Below are 18,987 nucleotides of genomic sequence, written 5' to 3'. Positions count from 1 at the left end.
CCTGAAAGTGGCCAATGCACCCACGACATTACATGAGAAACAGACTATCGGCGCCGGTGGCACCCGACGATACTGGCCACGCGCTGCTGCTAGGCAGTATCTCGTAGTACTCAGCTGGATATGCAGAACGCACGATCCCCCTGAGAACGACATCGATACCCTGGGCGCCGAGGAACCGCAGCTCAGGCGCCACACGCGTCGCGAACACCCTGCATACGCATGCGTACGTAGCGTTGATAAGGCCCCGAGAAACTCGGATCTTCGACGGGTCGGCGAACACAACACCGCTGGTCACAGCGTTGTGCATACGCAAAGGTGAGCGTGGAACCAAGGATAATGGTGGCGGGGGTAGGATTTGAACCTACGACCTTCGGGTTATGAGCCCGACGAGCTACCTAGCTGCTCCACCCCGCGTTGATAGATTCAAGTATAGCGGGTGCAGTGGCTATTTCTTGACCGTTGGTGCCTTGACCTTGGTGGAAATCTCGTTCAGTAGCGAACCTATCTGATCGATATCTTGCTGGTAGAGCGACAAGTTGCCGGACTTGAGTGCCTCTTGTGCCTTCTTGTAGAGCGACTGAGCCTTCGCGATGATGCTCGAAGCTTGTGAAGACACGACGGTACTTGGCACGGTACTTGTTGCCTTTTGGCTGCCCTCTACGCCGTTGGGGATAACCCCGAAGATCTGTTGGAGGTCGCCGGCAACGGTAGGACTGATGGCGATGTTGGTGCCATAGGCCATCACGATCTCCTTGATCTCAGGAATCGGATTGGAGGTACTGGAGACGTACAACGGGGTAACCCAAAGGAGATTTTGATTCAGTGGTATTGCTGATGTGGATCCAAAGTCGACATTCGAGCCGTGTTGATCGAGCAGTGTGAGTTCCTGAGAGACCGCCGTCTGCGAGGTCATTCTCGAGGTGATCTGGTTCGGCCCATCGATCTGCTGACCGGTGGGTGTAATCAAGGTAGTGAGTTGGTATGGATTGGTCGGAGTCGACTGTCCAACAAGGAATCCCGTGAGGTTCTGGGTCGAGCCGGAAGGCGAGTACGGCACATACGCCTCAACCGAACTCAAGCTCGGATCATTGGTTCCCGGCAATTGGACCATCTCATAGACCGGCAACATTGGCGAGTTGCCGGGGCTCGAGAGCGAGGCGAATCCTCCATTGGTCCCAGTTGGGATTTGCCCAATGGCTGGGCTGGCAGAAACCTCCCAGGCGTTGCCTGCTGAATAGAAGTTGGAGGCACTCGTCACGTGGTAAAGACCATACATTTCGGACTGTACCGAGAGCAGGTCGCTTGGATAGCGTAGATGAGCCTCAATTGCTGGATTCATCGACGATAAGGGTTGAAAGATGCGAGGGAATGCCTTCTCGTAGGCCTGGATCATCGGGTCTGATGGATCCGACACGTAAAAGTGCATCGCACCGGAGTAGGCATCGATGACGACCTTAACTGAGTTGCGGATGTAGTTGTAGTTGCCACCGGCTAGCTGGCTCCCAGATGGTACCGCGCTGGTATTCGCCGCCTGGGCATACGGGTAGTTGGTACTGGTGGTGTAGCCGTTGAGGACCCAGTAGACACGCCCGTTGGCGATCACAGGATACGGGTGGGATCCGTACTTGAGGAATGGCATCGCCATCTCGGCGCGCTGAACGATACCGCGCTCGAACATAAGGCGCGATTGTGGGGTGATGAGCGAAGAGTCCAGGATGTTGATGTCGCCAAAACGGAGGGCAAAAGCCGCACGCTTCACGATCGACGACAGCTGCACACCACCGGTCGAGCGATAGTGAGTCTCGACCGAGGCTCCTGAGCGCAACTGATAGTCGATTTCTGGTTGCTTGGTGTTGGCAATGACATAGTTGCTCATGTCTTCGCCGTAGTAGACCTGCGGCTGTGTAAGGGTTGGTACACCACCCTTGGAGGTCGGTGGCAGGTTGCCGATGTCGAAGACAGGGTTGCCGCTGTTGGCGATGGTGTTGGCCTCAGCAAGCGCGGCACCGTATCCGTGGGTGAACTGTAGGTGCTCGTTCACCCATGACTGTGCCGGTAGGTTGTTTGAGTTGATTTGGCGCACGCCCACAACGACCGGGGTTGTGACTCCGTGCACCTTGTAGGTTTCGATGGCGAGGGAATTGAACTGGTAGTAGGAGCGGATATCTTGGAGCTTGTCAAAGGTCTGCAGCGGTTGTTCGGCTCCCCAGAGAATGATGGAACGCAAGGCTTTATCATTGGTGAGCGCGACCGATGAGGAGGTGTCACTGGCCGCGTTGTAGGGTACCGAGGCAATCGAGTTCAGTCCCATGGCGTATCGAGTCGCAATGATGTTGCGCTCGATGTAGGGAGCCTCTTTCTGCTCTTGGGCAGGAGCGACGACGAATTTCTCGATGAGTGCCGGATAGATGGCGCCGAGAACGATCGAAATGAAGGCCCACAATCCGAGGGCGAGCACCGGAAGCACCCAACCTTGACGGTAGATATTGAAGACAAACAACCCACAGGCGACGACCGAGATGAAGATAAGCAGGTTGATGGCGGGGAGTTGTGCGTGGACATCGGTGTAGCTGGCGCCTTCGACGTAGCCTCGGGTGGACATGTCAAGTTGATAGCGTTGGAAGTAGTAGCCCACCGCCTTGATCAGCGCCATAATGGCGAGGAGTACTGACATATGGGCCTTCAGGTGTGGCGTTGCCCGCGTGCCCCGTCCCTGGAGCCGCAGCGAACCGTTCAAGTAAGCGACGGCCACGGTGAGGATAAAGACCACCGCCACCGCAAGGAAACTCCAGGAGATTAAGAACTGAATGAAGGGCAGTCGAAAAACGAAGAACCCAGCGTTCATATGGAACTGAGGGTCCTTCGAGGGGAAGGCTACATAATTGGTAAACAGGAGCCAGTTCTTCCATTGGCTCGGAGCTTGTGATGCGACGATCAGCGTTGCAACGATGGTGATGATGATCTTGGCAATCTTCGGGTGTCGGTCATTAGTCGCCCGGTAGCGTTGGATCAGGTCGTCGTCTTGTTGCGTAATCGCCGGCAGCCGTCGATTGACCAGTGTAAGAGAGACGTAACAGCCAATCGCAAAGATCGCCGCGAAGACGATCCAAAGCTCTACCTTGGCGAGGAGGACGCCGCGCCAAATCTCGTCGAGGTGGTAATTAGAAAACCACAGGAAGTCGGTGTAAAAAACCGCCACGCCCTTCAACGAGAAGAGAAGGATGATGAGGACGATGACGACCCCAATGAGGACAAGCTGTGCCTTGGAGGGCCCGCGACGGCTACGGGCGATATCTTGTGGAACGCGCATCCATTACACCCTAGGCGAAGACAGGAACGATAACGCAGGTGCAACCTGGGTGTGCTGGCGGATTCTCATGTCCAGTGGGGAACGCTTCAGCTATGGGATTGATTCCTGCGAGCATGTTGTCCTCACAGTCTGCGCACGGTTGGGACGACGACGAGGTAATCCACAGATATCCAGTTGCCCCAGGTACAAGGCGCGCTCCGCGCGAGAAGGCCCGATAGGCGACATCGTAGATCAACTCGTCTAGCTGGCGTCGGGCCTCCCGGTAGATGCCGTTGGTCAGTGACACAAGGTCAGCCTCGTCCCCATCAGTGTTGTTATCGATTGTCGTGAAAGCCCGAGCAAGTGTTGCCTGGCCGAGCGCGTCGGTGAGCTCGAGAGCCGTCTCCTCCACGATGCTGTCAAAACGATCCCCGGCGGGATCGAAACTGCGATCGCCAAGAGCGCCGGCAAAGTCTGAGCCAGCATGCACAACCCGGGCGACGAGCAGCCGAACATCGTTGATGCGAGCCTCGCTGTCGTTCATTAGCTGTTCCACAACCGCCAGAGCGCCCGAGCGCCCATTGGACCGAATGGTCGCGAGAATACGGTTGAGGTCATCTTGGGTGATCCGCTTTACGCGTCGCGAGAGATCGACCGTTCGGGGGTCGAAGAGTTCATGGAGCGCGCCTTGAATCTTGTGTGCCAATTGATCGTCGTCATCCGGGTCAGATGTATCATCGGATGCCGATGGCTCCACGTCCGCTCCACTCGAGGTCCCGCGCTCGCCAGTCATGACGTCAGGAGTCCCGTTGTCGTCGACGATCACCGCTGTGAGGTCAGCGACAACGACAGGTCCAGCGTCAGCTTCGTCCACTACCCCCTCGCCGCGAAGCTCTCCAAAGAGCGCCTCGAGGCGTTGCAGCCGAGATTTGGAGTCTTCCTGTGCGGCCGGCGGCCGAGGCTGTCGGTAACGTTCGACAACCACGATCTCTGCCTCGTCTTCGAAGTCCTCGTTAAGACTGTGGTCGTCAGCTGGTTGCTCGGCTTCACGCGCAGCCCCTAGGGTGGGATCAACTTGGTCGGCTGGCCCGCTCTCGTGGGTTCCGAGACTGGTCGTGGCGACCTCAGATATCGCCGTCTCGTGATCGGCATCTTCAGTTTGCAACAATTGCTCGTCAGTTGTAGCGCTAGGAGCTTGGGCCATCGACGACGACCCGGCCCCCGGTGATATGCTCGGGACTTCGAGTTCGCTCCTCGATGACAGCGCATCGTTCGATTCGACGACCGAATCCTCGTCTTCGTCCTCGAGCTCGAGCGCGGCAGTCTGTTGGGTGGCTAGCTCAATAAGGCGAGCTACATCAGCAAATGCCAACTCCCCAGGCTGATGACCGTTGAAGTTGGTATCGACTTTGGCGTCCAATGCGCCTGCGGAACCATCGTCACCCCCGGTGTACTCGAGCAATGCGTCATCCTCGTGATCGAGGGAGGACCGCGACGCGAGATCCTCGTGATCTTCGATTGTCAAAGGCCTTTGGGGCTCTTGTTCGTCGCCCTGCGTGGATCCAGCAGTGCTCGCGGCCCCAGTGGTAGTTGCAGCCGCGTTGTTAGTCGTCTCGTCGTGGGCTGTTGCGGTCACGAGTTGTGCCTGTTGGGTCTCGTCGGCTAGGGGTCGCAACTCGTTGTGCTCGACCATGGTGGTTGGTGGTCGACGATCGAGCGTACTCAGCGAGTTCTTGAGTAGATCTTGGGCGCTGCGGAGCATCCCAATCAAGTGCTGGCGTTCGAGATCGAGACCCGAGATCTCCTCACGGATCTGGGCGGCGCGGTTCTCGGCCTGTTGGGTCAGATTGGCGGCGTGCTCGCGCGCACGAAAAACCAGGGATCGACCCTCTCGTTTTGCGGCCTCGACGGTGTTGGAGGCCGTGGAGTCAGCCATCGCCAGGATCTCTCGACCCTGTTGTCGAACCTCCTCGAGATGGGCGCGGGCAACCTGGCGACCCTCCTCGATCTCAGCTTCTGTGGCAAGTTTGGCCTGCCGCGTAATCTCCTCCGCTTCACGACGTGCGCGTTCGACGAGATCTTTCGCCGTCGATTCTGCCTTGCGGCGAAGGCCAAGTGCTGCGTCGTTCGCACTTTTAAGTACCTCTGACGCCTCCTGGCCAAGCAGTTTGCTGGCCCTCTCGGGATCGGATAGCGCGAGTCGAGTGTCCTCTCGCAGCGTGGTGTAATCGTGTCGGGTTTGAGCGAGTTCAGCTTCTAGTTGAGCGATCTTTGCAGTGGCCTGCGTGACCTGTTGTCGCAGTTCGGCAAGGAGTCGGTCGACCGCCTCTCGGTCATAGCCCTTGCGGACGATGTTAAAGCTCTCACTTGCTCCATTCGTCTCTGATCGCCACATGATCGCCTCCTATCGGACCGATTCCTTTGGAGTCCGCACCCTTGCGAGCCGCTCAATTTCCTGTACTGCCTGAGAAAGATAGGTTACCCCGATGACCGTGATGGTCCCGTGCGAGGCCTGTTGAGCCCTGTTGCGCTGCACTGATGGCACAAGTACATAGCGTAGATGGCTATCGCGCATCGCGATGACTCTTTGGTAGATCCCAAAGACTGGTGCGAGGCGCCCATCAGGAGTAACGAGCCCGATCAGACCAAGAGCCAGAGGGTGCGTGACCTTGATCTTGCCATAACTGTCGATAATCGCGATAGCCTGGGCGAGGCCTTCAGTCCCTTCGAGCGTCTTCGGGATGTGCAGTTGCAGTGCTGTGGGCAGCCGATACAGGGTTGCCGTGGTAATGACGATCCCGAGTTTGCCCTCGTCAAAGGGTGCCTTCACGACATAGCTTGTTGGCCGCGATGTGTGGAGCTGTTGGCGTTGGAGCAACAAGGTGACCGTTGGGCTGTGTGGCCTCGCGGTCAATGCAGCCTCGAAGTTGGCCAAACTCGAGACGCGGTAGCCATTGACCGCGGTGACGAGGTCACCGAGATGAACCTTATTCCGTACTGGTGAGGTAGGTAAAATGTCGCGGACGAGCAGTCCATGCGTCGCTTGGATCGGTATACCGAGATATCGATAGGCAGCGACACTGGCCGCAAGGATCGATTGGAGATTTGTCGACGCCAGAGAACCAGGTTGTCGAGCCTCGTTGTGGATTGGATTGATAAATGCTACGTTCGGGTTGAGGTGTCCAATGAGCAGCTGTAGTGGAGTGAGGGCGGTTATAGAAAGCTGAGCATCGAAGAGTTCGAGGTGACGAGGGCGGCGATGGTCAACTCGGACAGCATTGGCGAGGTTGACCAAGCTTCCAGGTCCGACGGACACTTCAGACACATGGCCAAAGCCAAGCCAGAGAAGCGCGGCGGTCACGAGAATGGTCCCCCATAGGATTAGGGCGGTGCTAAGCACGCGGTGTGGGGGGTTACTCATGTTGTCGATTGTAGTGAGACACCAACTGGCGGTGGAGAGGCGGGCGTCAGGAGGCATTGGCCGTAGCTAAGTTTGCGGCATTGTTCGTCAGTAGCGATAGTGCGTAGGCGCATCGATGGGCTAGCCTTTCCTCGTGAAGCAAAAGCGGACGGACCAATCACATGACCAACTCGTGGGCGACGTCGACGAGCACGAAAGTGAAAAGCCTTCGGCCTTGCAGGGGGTCCAGCATCATGAGGGTGTTCTCTCTTTGCCTCACACAAGTGCGTCGGTGCTCTCGATCGACGGCACGTGCCGCCTTTGTCGCTTGGGAGGTGCCGCGGCTTGTCACCTCTTGCCGGCCATGACCATACGAACTGATGACGAGTCGGTGGTGAGTGGGTCCACCGTCGTGTTCAAACACGCCGGAGTTGAGTTCGCCGGATACGGCGCGATCATCGAGATGACCCGCCTCGCAGGTGGCCTTGGGTGTCCGGTGAGTCGCCTGCTTGCACTCGCTCCCGTTCGTCTCCTTGGTAACCGTGCCTATGGTTGGGTCGCGCGACATCGACACACGATCAGCCGCGTGCTCCCTGGTGTCAGGTTAACGCAGCTTGACGCCCGAGATGGCCCGCGCAACGATAAGCCGCTGGATCTCTGAGGTTCCCTCGAAGATGGTGTAGATCTTGGAGTCGCGGTGCCAGCGTTCGACCGGATATTCGCGCACGTAGCCATAGCCTCCGAGAATCTGGATGGCCTCCTCGGTGGCTTTGACTGCAACCTCACCGGCGTAGAGCTTTGACATGGACCCTTCCCCGTGGGAGAATGCGTGTCCTTGAGCTGCCATCCAGGCGGCGCGGTGGACGAGCAGCCGGGCTGCGTCGATCTGGGTTGCCATGTCCGCAAGTTTGAAGGCAATCGCTTGATTTTCGATGATCGCGCGCCCAAACTGACGTCGCTCACGGGCGTAGTCCAGCGCGTATTCGTAGGCAGCTCGCGCGATTCCTAGCGCCTGGGCACCAACGAGTGGGCGCGAGGCTTCGAAGGTCGCCATCGCTGCCTGCGATGATGATCGCTTCCCCTCTCGAACACGGGTGAGTCGCTCATCGAGGCGGTCCTTGCCGCCGAGGAGCAGGTGGCCGGGGATGGTAACGTCTTCTAGGACGACCTCAGCGGTGTGGGAGGCCCGGATGCCCATCTTCTTAAACTTCTGACCCATTTTCAGGCCGGGTGTTCCCGGAGGGATGATGAAGCTGGCCTGTCCACGTGATCCCAGGTCGGGGTCAACGCTCGCCACGATAACGTGGATGTCTGCAATCCCGCCATTGGTGATCCACGTCTTGGTGCCGTTGAGCGTCCAGGTGTCGGCGGCCTCGTTATAGACGGCACGGGTTCGCAGTGATGAAACATCGCTCCCGGCGTCAGGTTCAGTGACACCAAACGCGGCGAGCTTGGGGTCGTCTGCGCTGCCGAAGCATTGCGGGATCCACTCACTTGCTTGTTCGGGTGTTCCGTTTGCCAGAATGCCTGCAACGGCAAGCGTTGAGCCAAAGATGGCGAGCGTGATGCCGGCATCTCCCCACGCGAGCTCCTCCATCACGATCGGCATCGTGAGACCGGTTTTGTCCGCATACGCATTGACAAGGAAGTCGTATGAGTAGAGCCCGATCTTGGCGGCCTCTTGGATGATCGGCCATGGCGTCTCCTCGCGCTCATCCCATTCGTGGGCGGCGGGACGGATGGTCTTATCTGCAAAGTCGTGTGCCCATCGCTGAAGTTCGAGCTGATCGTCATTGAGTGAAAGCGAAAACTGGTCCATTGCTCCTCCTAACCTCCATCATTATATTACCGAGTGGTAACATGTGCATCACGGCGAGGAGGATTCTTGTCTTCCTGTTCAAGACTCATCGCTTGATAGCTGATCTCCACTGTATTGGCCGGTCTCGGCGTTGGTTGTTCTTGGGCCACACCGATCGCATTGGCGCTCCTACGACTCTGGCGCCAGGCTGCGGTCCCTACGCAACTGTGTACCATCCTTCGTGTCGAGGATAACAAAGCCAGCGGTCTCGATGAACGCGCGTAGCGCATCGGCCTTGGCGTAGTCACGGTCACGTTTTGCCTGCTCACGTTCCTTAACCGCGGCGGTGACCTCTGCAGGAATGGCCGAGGTGTTTGCTGATGGCGCAAGGCCGATCCACGACAACATCGCACGCACGGTGGCAACTTTGTCGAGGGCAGTATCGAGGCGTTGCCGGTCGAAGTCGATGTTACCTTCACGAACTTGGTCGAAGAGCAGCGCGAAAGCAGAGGGGGTATCGAGGTCGTGGTCGAGGTCGTCGATGAAGGTGGCGAGGACGTGCTCGTCGACTTTCCCATCCTCTCCTCGATCAAGAAAGTTGTCGATACGGCGTAATGATGCTGATGCATCATCGAGAGCTGTCAGGGAGAGTTCAAGCGGTGACCGGTAATAGGCACGAAGGTAGGCGAACCGGACGGTGCGACCTCCGAATTGCGTGATAGCGTCGGTGAGGTCCAGGGTGTTGCCGATCGACTTCGACATCTTCTCGCCATTCATCTCAACGAAGCCTACGTGCGCCCAATGTTGCGCGAATGGGGCGTGGAGCACCTGGGCCTGGGCGAGTTCGTTCTCGTGGTGTGGGAAGATCAGATCCATGCCTCCGCCGTGCAAGTCGAAGGTACGACCAAGCAGTGCGATTGACATCGTGACACATTCGGTATGCCATCCGGGGCGACCATAGCCGAAGGGGGAGTCAAAGCCAGGTTCGCTGTCGTCTACGCGCTTCCAGAGGGCAAAGTCGAGGGGTGACTCCTTCAGAGGATTAATCTCAACACGATTGCCCGGCTGGAGCTGGTCGAAGTCCTGTTTCGTGAGGAGTCCATAATGGGGCACGCTCGCGATCCGAAGGTAGACACCGTCGTCGATCGTGTAGGCCGTACCGAGATTGAGCATCTCCTCAATGTTGTCGACCATACCCTGGATCCAGTCGGTCGCGTGGGGGGTGGAGTCGGGACGTTCAACGCCGAGGCGATCCATCGTCTCGAACCAAATTGTCTCGTACTGTTGCGCGATCGCCTGGTAGCTTGTCTCCTCAGCTTCGGCTCGGGCAACGATTTTGTCGTCGACATCAGTGATGTTCATCACGAGATTGACGGCGAGCCCCTTGTTGCGAAGATGGCGTCGAAGGAGATCATAGGTCGCCATGATCCGGCCATGTCCCAAGTGAGGACGATCCTGCACGGTTGGCCCACATACGTAGAGTGAGAAGGCCTCCTGACCCGGGTTGATAAGCTGGGTGAGGGATCCGGTCATGGTGTCAAAGAGTGTGGTCATCGCTCTTTCAGTATACGACCCGCACGTCACGGTGGTAGTGAAGTCACGGCGTGGAGCCGCGAGAGGAGATGGTAGCTGTGATCAACGTTCCTGACAAGGTGACCCTTGACGGGCTTGAGAAGAAGTGGTCCGCCACATGGGAGGAGCGAGGGGTCTATCGTTTCGACGATAGCGTGCCGGCGGGGGCCATCTACTCCATCGATACTCCTCCGCCAACGGTGAGTGGATCGCTCCATATCGGCCACGTCTTCTCCTATGCGCATGCGGATATCATCGCACGATATCAGCGGATGCAAGGTCGTGAAGTTTTTTACCCTGTGGGATGGGACGACAACGGCGTGCCAACAGAGCGACGTGTGCAGAACTATTTTTCGGTCAGGTGCGACCCCTCACTCGAGTACGAACCCGGCCTCGTTCCCGATGCTAGCGCAAAGGAGCTCCGCCCAATCTCTCGGCCTAACTTCATCGAACTCTGCGAACAGCTCACCCAACTCGATGAGCAAGTCTACGAGATGTTATGGCGACACATCGGCCTGTCGGTCGACTGGTCGCTGACCTACACGACAGTGGGGGAGCAGTCCCGAAAAGTCTCCCAAGCCGCGTTTTTGACCTTGCTCGAGCGCGGTGAAATCTACCAGAGCTCCTCACCGACCCTTTGGGATGTCGACTTCCAGACAGCCGTCGCCCAGGCCGAACTCGAAGACCGCCCGGTTGCCGGGAAGTATCATCGCATTCGATTCCAGCTGGCCGACGGTGGCGAAGTCGAGATCGAAACCTCTCGGCCAGAGCTGATCCCAGCCTGCGTTGGCCTTGTCGTGCATCCTGATGACGTACGGTATCGTTCACTCGTTGGCAAGCGGGCGATCACACCGCTGTTTCGCACCCCGGTGACGGTCATCGCCCATCCGTTGGCCGAGCCAGAGAAGGGGACTGGGGCCGCGATGGTCTGCACCTTTGGCGACCTTACCGACGTGACGTGGTGGCGAGACGCCGAATTGCCACTTCGGGTCATTGTTGGACGAGATGGACGGTTGAGCGAGGCCGTGGAATTTGGGACCGAGGCGTTTCCCTCACTCGATCCTGATGAAGCGAATGCGCACTATGCCCAGCTGGTTCGTCGCAAAAGTCAGGCTGCCAGGGAGCGTATCACCGAGCTCTTGCAAGCATCTGGTGACCTCTTGGCGCCACCGGTCAATGTCACCCACGCAGTGAAGTTCTATGAGAAGGGCGATCACCCACTTGAGGTCGTCGCTTCGCGCCAGTGGTTTCTCAAACTGATGGCACATCGCGAGGCTCTGATTGAGCGGGGACGAGAACTCGTATGGCTTCCACCGCATATGCGAGTTCGCTATGAGAACTGGGTAATGGGCTTAAACGCGGATTGGAACCTGTCGCGACAGCGGTTCTTCGGGATCCCGATCCCCGTCTGGTATCCGATTGACGCCGACGGGGAGGTCGATCACGACCATCCGATGGTGCCAACGGTGGATGATCTGCCGGTCGATCCACTCAGTCAGGCTCCGCGTGGCTATACGGAGGAGCAACGGGATCAACCAGGTGGTTTCGCCGCCGACCCGGATGTGATGGACACCTGGGCAACATCGAGCTTGAGTCCCCAACTTGCCGGTGGGTGGCTTTCACATCCTGACCGATACGCCAAGGTGTTTCCGATGGACCTCAGACCTCAGGGTCAGGAGATTATTCGCACATGGTTGTTCTACACCGTCGTGCGTAGTGAGCTGGGATTTGGAGCCCTTCCATTCAAGCAGGCGTTGATTTCTGGCTTCGTCTTGGACCCCGATCGTAAGAAGATGTCGAAATCAAAGGGTAATGTCGTGACCCCAATGCCACTGGTGGAGCGCTTTGGTGCCGATGCCTTACGGTACTGGGCTGCCGGCGGTAGGCCTGGGGTAGACACGGCTGCCGACGAGGGGCAGATGAAGATCGGCCGACGACTGGCGATCAAGATCGCCAACGCCACCAAGTTTGTGCTTGGGACACTCGCTCGGGCCGAGCACCGCGGTGATCCAGTGGATCCCCACCCACTCGATGTCGCGTTCCTGGTTGTGGTAGACGAAGCCTTGCGCGATGCGACTGCCAAGCTCGATCGTAACGACTACACCGGAGCGTTGGAGGTGATCGAGCGTGTCTTTTGGGAGTTTTGTGATGACTACCTTGAACTCGTCAAGGTCCGCGCCTATGGTGATTCGACCCAAAATCATCTCTCTCTGGTGACAGAATCCACGGCCGGGAGGGCATCGGCATTAGCCACCCTGCGGTTGGCCAATGAGCTGCTGTTACGTTCGCTGGCTCCCTATCAACCGTTCGTGACCGAGGAGGCTTGGTCTTGGTTTCATGACGATTCGATCCATCGAAATGCCTGGCCGCAACCGGGTGAGGGACTGCGTCGACTGGGTCTTGTGCCCTCGGCGGATGGCGCTTGGCAGGCATCGGCTGACGTCTTTCGCACAGCCCAAGCGGTGCTAGCTGAGATTCGGCGCGTCAAGAGCGAGCACAAGGTCTCGCCTAAGACTCCGGTCGACTCGCTCGGGATCCGGGCGAATGCTGCGAGGCTTGAGGCGATTGGTGATGCGCTCTCCGATCTGGCTGCGGCTGGCGTGGTGCGACGTATCGAGTTGCAAGAGACTGAGAACGAGGCGTTGAGCACCGAGGTGATGATCGGTCTCCCAGAGTAGAGCGACCAGAGACCCTTGGGTGAGGAGATGCAGGTGACCGAGCATCGAATCAGATGACGGGACATGGGTGATTTGACGGCATTGTTGTCGCCGTGGCCATTTGGATGCATTGACCTTTGGATGCATTGACCTTTGGATGCATTGACCTTTGGATGCATTGACAAGGTCTTGGCTTGCCAGCCGATGCGACCGAGAGGCGTCAATGCGGTCGCGGAACACGCACCTGGTATCTTAGGCCAAAATGCATCCAGGGCCGGGTGGTTCTGCGCGGCACTCATCAAAGAATCCTGTGCCGGGCAAGACGCCACAGTCGGGGCAAACGCGGTCAAGCCAGCACGCCTGATCGCCACCGTCTTCGAGCGCAGTTAGATCTTGCTGAGGAGCCAATGTTGGTTTGGTGGGCCCAGTATCAACCGGTGCACGTCCATGGGCTGCAGGATCGGTCAGTCGATCCATGGCTCTTGCCACCCTAGGTGCCCTCGTACAAGCGCGTCCGCCTCGACGGGCCCCCAGGTGCCACGCTGATAGGTCGCAGGCTTGGAGCCGCTATGCACGATGGGATCGAGGACGCGCCAGGTCTCCTCGACGACGTCTTCGCGCGTGAAGAGCGCGTGGTTGCCTTCCAGCGCGTGGCCAAAGAGCAGCTGATACGGCTCCGGGGCACGGCCTAACTCCTTTGCAAAAGGTAGGTCAAGGTGAACCTGATCAACCCCAGTGCTGTCGGCACCCTTGGAAAACAGGCTCATTCGTAGGCCAGGTTCGGGGTCGATGCGCAGGATCACCTGATTCGGTGCCACATGCGTTGGCAGATCCAACGATGTGAGTTTGGGTGGATGGCGGAAGATCAGCCGGACCTCGGTCGCGGTGGCCGCAAGGGCTTTGCCGGCACGAAGAAAGATCGGCACCCCCTCCCATCGCCAGCTATTGACGGCGAGTCGGAGCGCGATATAGGTCTCGGTTGTCGATCCCGATCGAACACCAGGGACGGTTTGATAGCCCTCGTATTGGCCACGGATCACCTGTGATGGATCGACGGTCGCCATCGCCTTGAAGACGTCCGCCTTTCGGTCCCAGAGCGCTTGGTCGCCGCGCTCGCTTGGGGCCTCCATGAGCACAAGTGCTAACACTTGCAGCAGGTGATTTTGGACGACATCGCGGAGGGCGCCGACCGGATCGTAGAACGCCCCGCGGTCCTCGACGCCGAAGTCCTCAGTCATATTGACGTGAATCGCCGAGACGTGATCCCGATTCCAAAGTGGCTCAAGGATGGCATTGGCGAAGCGAAGGTAGAACAGATCGAGTACCGGCTGCTTGCCGAGAAAGTGGTCAATTCGCAAAATTTGGGATTCATCAACGACGGCGTGGAGCTGATCGTTGAGTTCCTTCGCTGAGGCGAGATCGTGGCCGAAGGGCTTCTCGATGAGGAAGAAGGCGTTCTCAGCAAGGCCATTCTTTGCGACTGCTAGGACCACTGGGGCAAAGAGCGTGGGTGGGATCTCAAGGTAGTAAAGTTTGCGCTTTGCAGCCCCCATCATCTTGGCAAGCTGGTCATAGGTGTCGTCAGCGGTGAAGTTGCCGCGCAAGTAGGACAGGCGTGCCGCGAGACGATCGACGACCGCTTGGTCTGGATCGTCGATTGTGTTGGTGATGGAGGTCCGCATATGTTCAACCAGCGACTGCGTCGTCCAGTCATCCATCGCGACTCCGATGATGGGACATTTGAGCTTGTGGCTCTCCTCCAAACGGTAGAGGGACGGAAATGTCATCTTTTTCGCCAGGTCACCGCTGATGCCAAAGATGACGAAGATATCGACCGTTTGCGCCGTCGCAGATGCCGTCCTGGCGCGTCCTGTCGAGATCTTTCGTGTGCTGTTTGCGGTGCTGGTCTCTGGTGTTGTCATAACAGTTGAACTCCCCATCGTGTCTCGAGTGTCTGACCTGGTTGTAGGACGAGTAGATCTTGGCCGCTCTGGAAAGCGTTCGGCGGAGCCGTCATTGGCTCGACGGCAATGGCCCTGCGCCGGCGGTGGCTCGCGAGCGTGTCCCCGGTAAAGAGCTGCAAATACCGGTAACTGTCATCGGCCCAGAGCTCGACGGTGCGTCCATCGGCACCAGTCAGCCGCGCCCAACTCTGGTTGGTGGTGGATGATGGGCGGGCGGCAAATGTCGTGTCGAGTATCTGCGCCCCGATCGGTTGTGGAGTACCGAGCGAGGTGCTGGCGAGGGTGGGTGGTGTCGCGTCGTCGAAGACGAGCGCGGAGGCGGAAAAAAGAGCGTCATCGATCTTCTCACCGAGTGCTGGAGATAAATACGGATGATGGCCGACGGCGACAGGGCATGGGTCGTTGCCTCGATTGATAATCTCGGTGGTCACGGTGAGACCGCGCTCGGAGAGTTCATGGTGGAGGCAAACGCCCAACGTGAAGGGGTATCCAGGCGTAGGGTGCAGCGTGGTCGCCAACGTTACCGCTCGTTGGGTGAGGGCCACGACGTCGAATGCTTCCCAACGTAGTAACCCATGGATTGCGTTGTTGGCTTCCGGCTCGGTCAGGGGCAATTGGTAGCGTTGACCCATGAACGTATAATGTCCCCCCAACACTCGATTGGGCCAAGGTATCAGGTGGGCTCCGTGGGCACCGTCACAGATGACATCCTCCTCATAGGATGCGAGCAGCGGGCGACCATTGCGTTCCAACCGGCGGATGCCTGCGCCAACTTCGACGATCACGGCACAATAGTCGGCGGCGCTGATGTGAAACTGCTTGCCCGAAGGGGGGCATGTCAGGGGTTGTTGCATCTGTGACAGAGGCTAGCACGCACCACGCGCACGAGCCACTTGACTCACTCAGTCGATGTGATTGGCGTTGACGGACGGCGTCAAGACTCCAATCGCAAACGAGTGATTTATTGACGATCTCGTCGGCCCCGATCATTGATGTACTCTTGCACGAGGGTCGTTCCAAGGCCACTGCCCGAGGAGTAGAAGGCCTCTCCATGGTTGATGGCGAGAACGTCGTTGACAAAACCCCGGAGGCCACTGTCGGCATTGAGGACAAAGAGGTTGATGGTGATCTTTTCTCGGGTGCAGCGGAGCACCTCGGCTAATGTGCGTTGCACGGTCTCGTACGAGGGCGGATACGAGAAGAAGACCTCATGGCTTGTCGGGTCTACGTGGGCAGTTGGCTCGCCGTCGGTGACGAGAAGGATCTGACGATGGCCTGGCTGATGCCGCAACATAGTACGCGCCAACAGTAGGGCGTGTTCGATGTTCGTGCCATAGACGTAGTCCCACTGCGCGCTCGGAAGTGCAGCGAGGTTGACCTCTCTGGCGACTTCGGAGAAGACGACGTAGCCAAGATAGTCGCGAGGATACCTTGCGTGAATCAGGCTGGAGAGGGCAAGAGCAACCTGTTTAGCCGGGAGAAATGTATCGTTGAGGGGCATGGAAAGTGAGAGATCGAGCGCAAGAACCGTTGCGGCGCGAGCACGTTCTTCGGTCAGCTCGATAGCGAAGTCGCCGGGAACGAGCTGAAGAGGAGTCCCCTGACCCTGACGCATGAGGGCGTTGTTCAGCGTCTCTCGCAGGGCGAGTCTGAACGGATCGCCAAACTCATAGGCTTTCGACTCACCGCTGAGATCGGTGCCGAGGTTGCCGATACGGCGTGACTCATGATTGCCAAGGAGGCGTGCACTGCCCGATGGGAACAGGCGATGGAGTACTATCTCGCCAAGTTTGGCGATGGCGCCGTTGGTGAGCTCAAGTTTGGGGCCATCACGGTTGATGAGACCAGCGTTGCTCAGTTGGTCGCTCAACTGCTTGAGTCGATCGATGGCAGCAGAGGCATCGGGGCCGAGGAGCTCGTCGACTTGGCTGCGGTCGAGTTCTCGGAGTCGCTCTGGACTCGCAGCCTGTTTCAATGCCCCTTCGAGCTCGTCGAGATGACCCAGTGTCTGCATCACATCTTCAAGATCACCTAGTTCGATCGGCACTTCGCCGTGGAACCCGTAGCCAGGGGTCTCAAGGGAGCCAGATGAGGCCAACGCGTTGCCAAGCCGTGACATGGCGTCCCCGAGTTCTGGAGACTCGGCCAGCGCTGACATCAGGTCCATCAACTCATTGCGTGCCGCCTCGTCCATCGAGCTAAGAAGCGACTGCATGAGTTTGGCCGACTGGGCAATCCGGGCCATAAAGCTCTCAAAATCCTCATCGTCGCCGGCAACGCCTGGGTAACGTTCCTTGAACGCGTCGAAGTCGTCCTCGACATCGTCGCCCGCGTTGAAGCGCTCGATAAGTGCGGCCAGATCGTTCATCATTTGGGCGGTGGCTTTGGGGTCGGCTGAGGCAAGGGAATTGCGCAGCTGGTTGATCTGATCTCTCAACATTGATGACCGGAGCGAAGCCAGTAGGTCGTCAAAGCGCTCCTTGGCATTCGTATCGAGGAACTCATAGGTCCCAAGCTCGCGAATTTTCTCGCCGAGTCCGGCCGGCAAAGCATCAAGCTCCATGTTGGCGAGGAGGTGATCCTCGTCGCCGGTCGACTCGTACGCGTTGGAACGCGTTTGACGCTCGCGGTCAACGATAGCCTCTAGCGCCTCGTTGAGCTGGGCAACGAGTCCGTTGGGATCGTAGTGAGACAGGAGTTCGTCACGGCGCCGTCGCAGTCGTTCAAGTAGCTCCGCGAGCCCGGGTGTGTCGCCAAAGCCGCGTGAGAGCAGTTCGCGTAGTGCCTCACTGACGTTGCCATGATAGGACAACGAATCGGTCATGGCGTCGAGAATGGCCGCCGACTCGTCCCCTTCTTCGAGCGAAGGGTCGTAATCGAGGTAACGAAATCGTCTAGCCACGACCCGGTCCAAAGGTGACACGATTCGCAATGGTGTGGCGTGAGAGGCGTCGAGTTGCAACAAGGCCCTCGAGCGCTAGGTCGACGAAGCAGGCAAGCTCATCCTGTTTGAATCGCGTCCCGATAAAAGCTGCGAGTTCGGGATAGCTTGTCAGCAGCGACTGATAGGCGGAATCTGGCTCATCAGCGTTTATCTCGAGTGGTGACTGGCTGATCTCGGCGATGGTGGCCGTCGCGTCTTGGTTGCCGTAGATGTGGGTAAACACCGATGCAATGGCCTGACGTCCCAGCGCGGAGGCGACTTTGAAGCTCTCACGGGGATCCAACGACTCAACCTCGATCTTCCCCACGAAGGCAGGCAGCGCCGCCTCGATATCGGTCACGCGCACGACCGCCTTGGGCTCATCATTGCGGACTGATCGAACGAGCGCTGCTGCCGCGACGGCCTCGAGGGCCGCAATCGAGGCCCGCACTGACACGCCAGAGTGTTGTGAGATGCTGGTGTTGCTCCGGGCCTGCTGTGCCATGGTGGCGATGATCTGGGGAATTGGGTCAGGAATGGTGATGTCAAGACCGCCAAGCTGTGCTTCAACCATCATGATGTCGATCTCGTCTTCGATCGTCGTGGGGTAGTGGGTTGTAATTTGGGTGCCAAAACGATCCTTGAGCGGTGTGATCAGGCGACCTCGGCTGGTGTAGTCCTCGGGGTTTGCCGAAGCGAGGAAGAAAATGTCAAGCGGCAGGGCGATCTTGTAGCCGCGGATTTGGATATCACGTTCCTCGAGTGCGTTGAGCAGACCAACCTGGATGCGTTCTGGAAGGTCAGGGAGTTCGTTGATGGCGAAGATCCCACGATTGGTTCGTGGTACGAGACCGAAGTGAATGGTGTCGGCGTCCGCGAGATAGCGGCCTTCGGCTACCTTGATGGGGTCGACTTCACCGATGAGGTCGGCGATGGTCGTATCAGGGGTAGCGAGCTTCTCGCTGAAACGAGCGTCGCGTGACAACCAAGCCACTCGGGTCTTGGGTCCATCGTGGTCGAGGAGTTCGATGGTGCTCGGTAAAATCGGCCGCAATGGGTCCTCGTTGAGGGGTGACCCTTCAACGACCGGGATCCATTCATCGAGCAGATGGCTGATCGACCTGATCATCCGCGTCTTGCCCTGCCCGCGCTCGCCGAGGAAGATGATGTCGTGTCCGATGACGAGTGCTCGCTCAAGATCGGGGAGCACGGTGTCGTCGTATCCGATCATTCCATCGATGATCGGAGTGTTCGACCGCAGCCGGGCATAGACGTTGGCGCGGATCTCCTCTCGAATTGTTCGGGGTTGATAGCCAGAATCGAGCAGGTCACCGAGGTTTGTGGGAAAGTCCATGAGTAAAATGCTAGGGGTAATTCGGGAGAA

11 protein-coding genes and 1 tRNA gene are annotated in these 18,987 nt (G+C 58.3%); 2 read left to right on the top strand and 10 right to left on the bottom strand.

The window, feature by feature from the left end; translation table 11 throughout:
• Nucleotides 1-337: 337 nt before the first annotated feature.
• The 4 genes from MP439_08845 to MP439_08830 form a co-directional block, all read right to left on the bottom strand.
• Nucleotides 338-414: transfer RNA gene (locus tag MP439_08845), tRNA-Met, on the bottom strand.
• Nucleotides 415-445: 31 nt separating this feature from the next.
• The gene (locus MP439_08840) at nucleotides 446-3,310 is read right to left on the bottom strand and encodes a UPF0182 family protein (GenBank protein MCI2976167.1); all 2,865 of its coding nucleotides are present in this window, start codon (nucleotides 3,308-3,310) and stop codon (nucleotides 446-448) included.
• Between the two features lie 10 nt (nucleotides 3,311-3,320).
• Nucleotides 3,321-5,684 (bottom strand): hypothetical protein, encoded by a 2,364-nt coding sequence (locus MP439_08835; GenBank protein MCI2976166.1) that lies wholly within the window; start codon nucleotides 5,682-5,684, stop codon nucleotides 3,321-3,323.
• Nucleotides 5,685-5,693: 9 nt separating this feature from the next.
• Entirely contained in the window at nucleotides 5,694-6,710 is a 1,017-nt protein-coding gene (locus MP439_08830; GenBank protein MCI2976165.1) for a PDZ domain-containing protein, read from the bottom strand.
• 133 nt (nucleotides 6,711-6,843) lie between these two features.
• Here MP439_08830 and MP439_08825 point away from each other — a divergent pair, with 133 nt between their 5' ends.
• Nucleotides 6,844-7,350 (top strand): DUF393 domain-containing protein, encoded by a 507-nt coding sequence (locus MP439_08825; GenBank protein MCI2976164.1) that lies wholly within the window; start codon nucleotides 6,844-6,846, stop codon nucleotides 7,348-7,350.
• Here MP439_08825 and MP439_08820 read toward each other — a convergent pair.
• Both MP439_08820 and cysS read right to left on the bottom strand, forming a co-directional pair.
• Nucleotides 7,294-8,508, bottom strand: coding sequence for an acyl-CoA dehydrogenase family protein (locus MP439_08820; GenBank protein ID MCI2976163.1), 1,215 nt, complete (start codon nucleotides 8,506-8,508; stop codon nucleotides 7,294-7,296). The two genes, MP439_08825 and MP439_08820, sit on opposite strands and share 57 nt — an antisense overlap.
• A gap of 168 nt (nucleotides 8,509-8,676) precedes the next feature.
• On the bottom strand, nucleotides 8,677-10,041 hold the full coding sequence (cysS, locus tag MP439_08815; GenBank protein MCI2976162.1) for a cysteine--tRNA ligase: 1,365 nt from the start codon (nucleotides 10,039-10,041) through the stop codon (nucleotides 8,677-8,679).
• A gap of 50 nt (nucleotides 10,042-10,091) precedes the next feature.
• Between cysS and valS the strand changes: the two genes are divergently transcribed.
• A complete protein-coding gene (gene valS / locus MP439_08810) occupies nucleotides 10,092-12,737 on the top strand; it encodes a valine--tRNA ligase (protein ID MCI2976161.1) in 2,646 nt (881 codons plus the stop codon).
• A 443-nt stretch (nucleotides 12,738-13,180) separates the two neighbouring features.
• On the opposite strand, the gene MP439_08805 is transcribed toward valS, so the two are convergent.
• From MP439_08805 to MP439_08790, 4 genes are all read right to left on the bottom strand, one after another.
• Entirely contained in the window at nucleotides 13,181-14,638 is a 1,458-nt protein-coding gene (locus MP439_08805; GenBank protein MCI2976160.1) for a glucose-6-phosphate dehydrogenase, read from the bottom strand.
• Nucleotides 14,635-15,534: an aldose 1-epimerase family protein gene (locus tag MP439_08800; protein ID MCI2976159.1), complete on the bottom strand. Its 900-nt coding sequence runs from the start codon at nucleotides 15,532-15,534 to the stop codon at nucleotides 14,635-14,637. The genes MP439_08805 and MP439_08800 overlap by 4 nt, the downstream gene beginning before the upstream one ends.
• Nucleotides 15,535-15,641: 107 nt before the next feature.
• Complete coding sequence (locus MP439_08795) at nucleotides 15,642-17,582, bottom strand: hypothetical protein (protein MCI2976158.1); 1,941 nt, start codon at nucleotides 17,580-17,582, stop codon at nucleotides 15,642-15,644.
• Nucleotides 17,575-18,957 carry a magnesium chelatase gene (locus tag MP439_08790; protein ID MCI2976157.1) on the bottom strand — a complete coding sequence of 461 codons (1,383 nt, stop codon included), beginning with the start codon at nucleotides 18,955-18,957 and terminating at the stop codon, nucleotides 17,575-17,577. The genes MP439_08795 and MP439_08790 overlap by 8 nt, the downstream gene beginning before the upstream one ends.
• Between the last annotated feature and the right edge of the window lie 30 nt (nucleotides 18,958-18,987).

This window comes from Ferrimicrobium sp., from assembly GCA_022690815.1.
GTDB lineage: Bacteria > Actinomycetota > Acidimicrobiia > Acidimicrobiales > Acidimicrobiaceae > Ferrimicrobium.
This window is presented reverse-complemented; position numbering and strand designations above follow the sequence as displayed.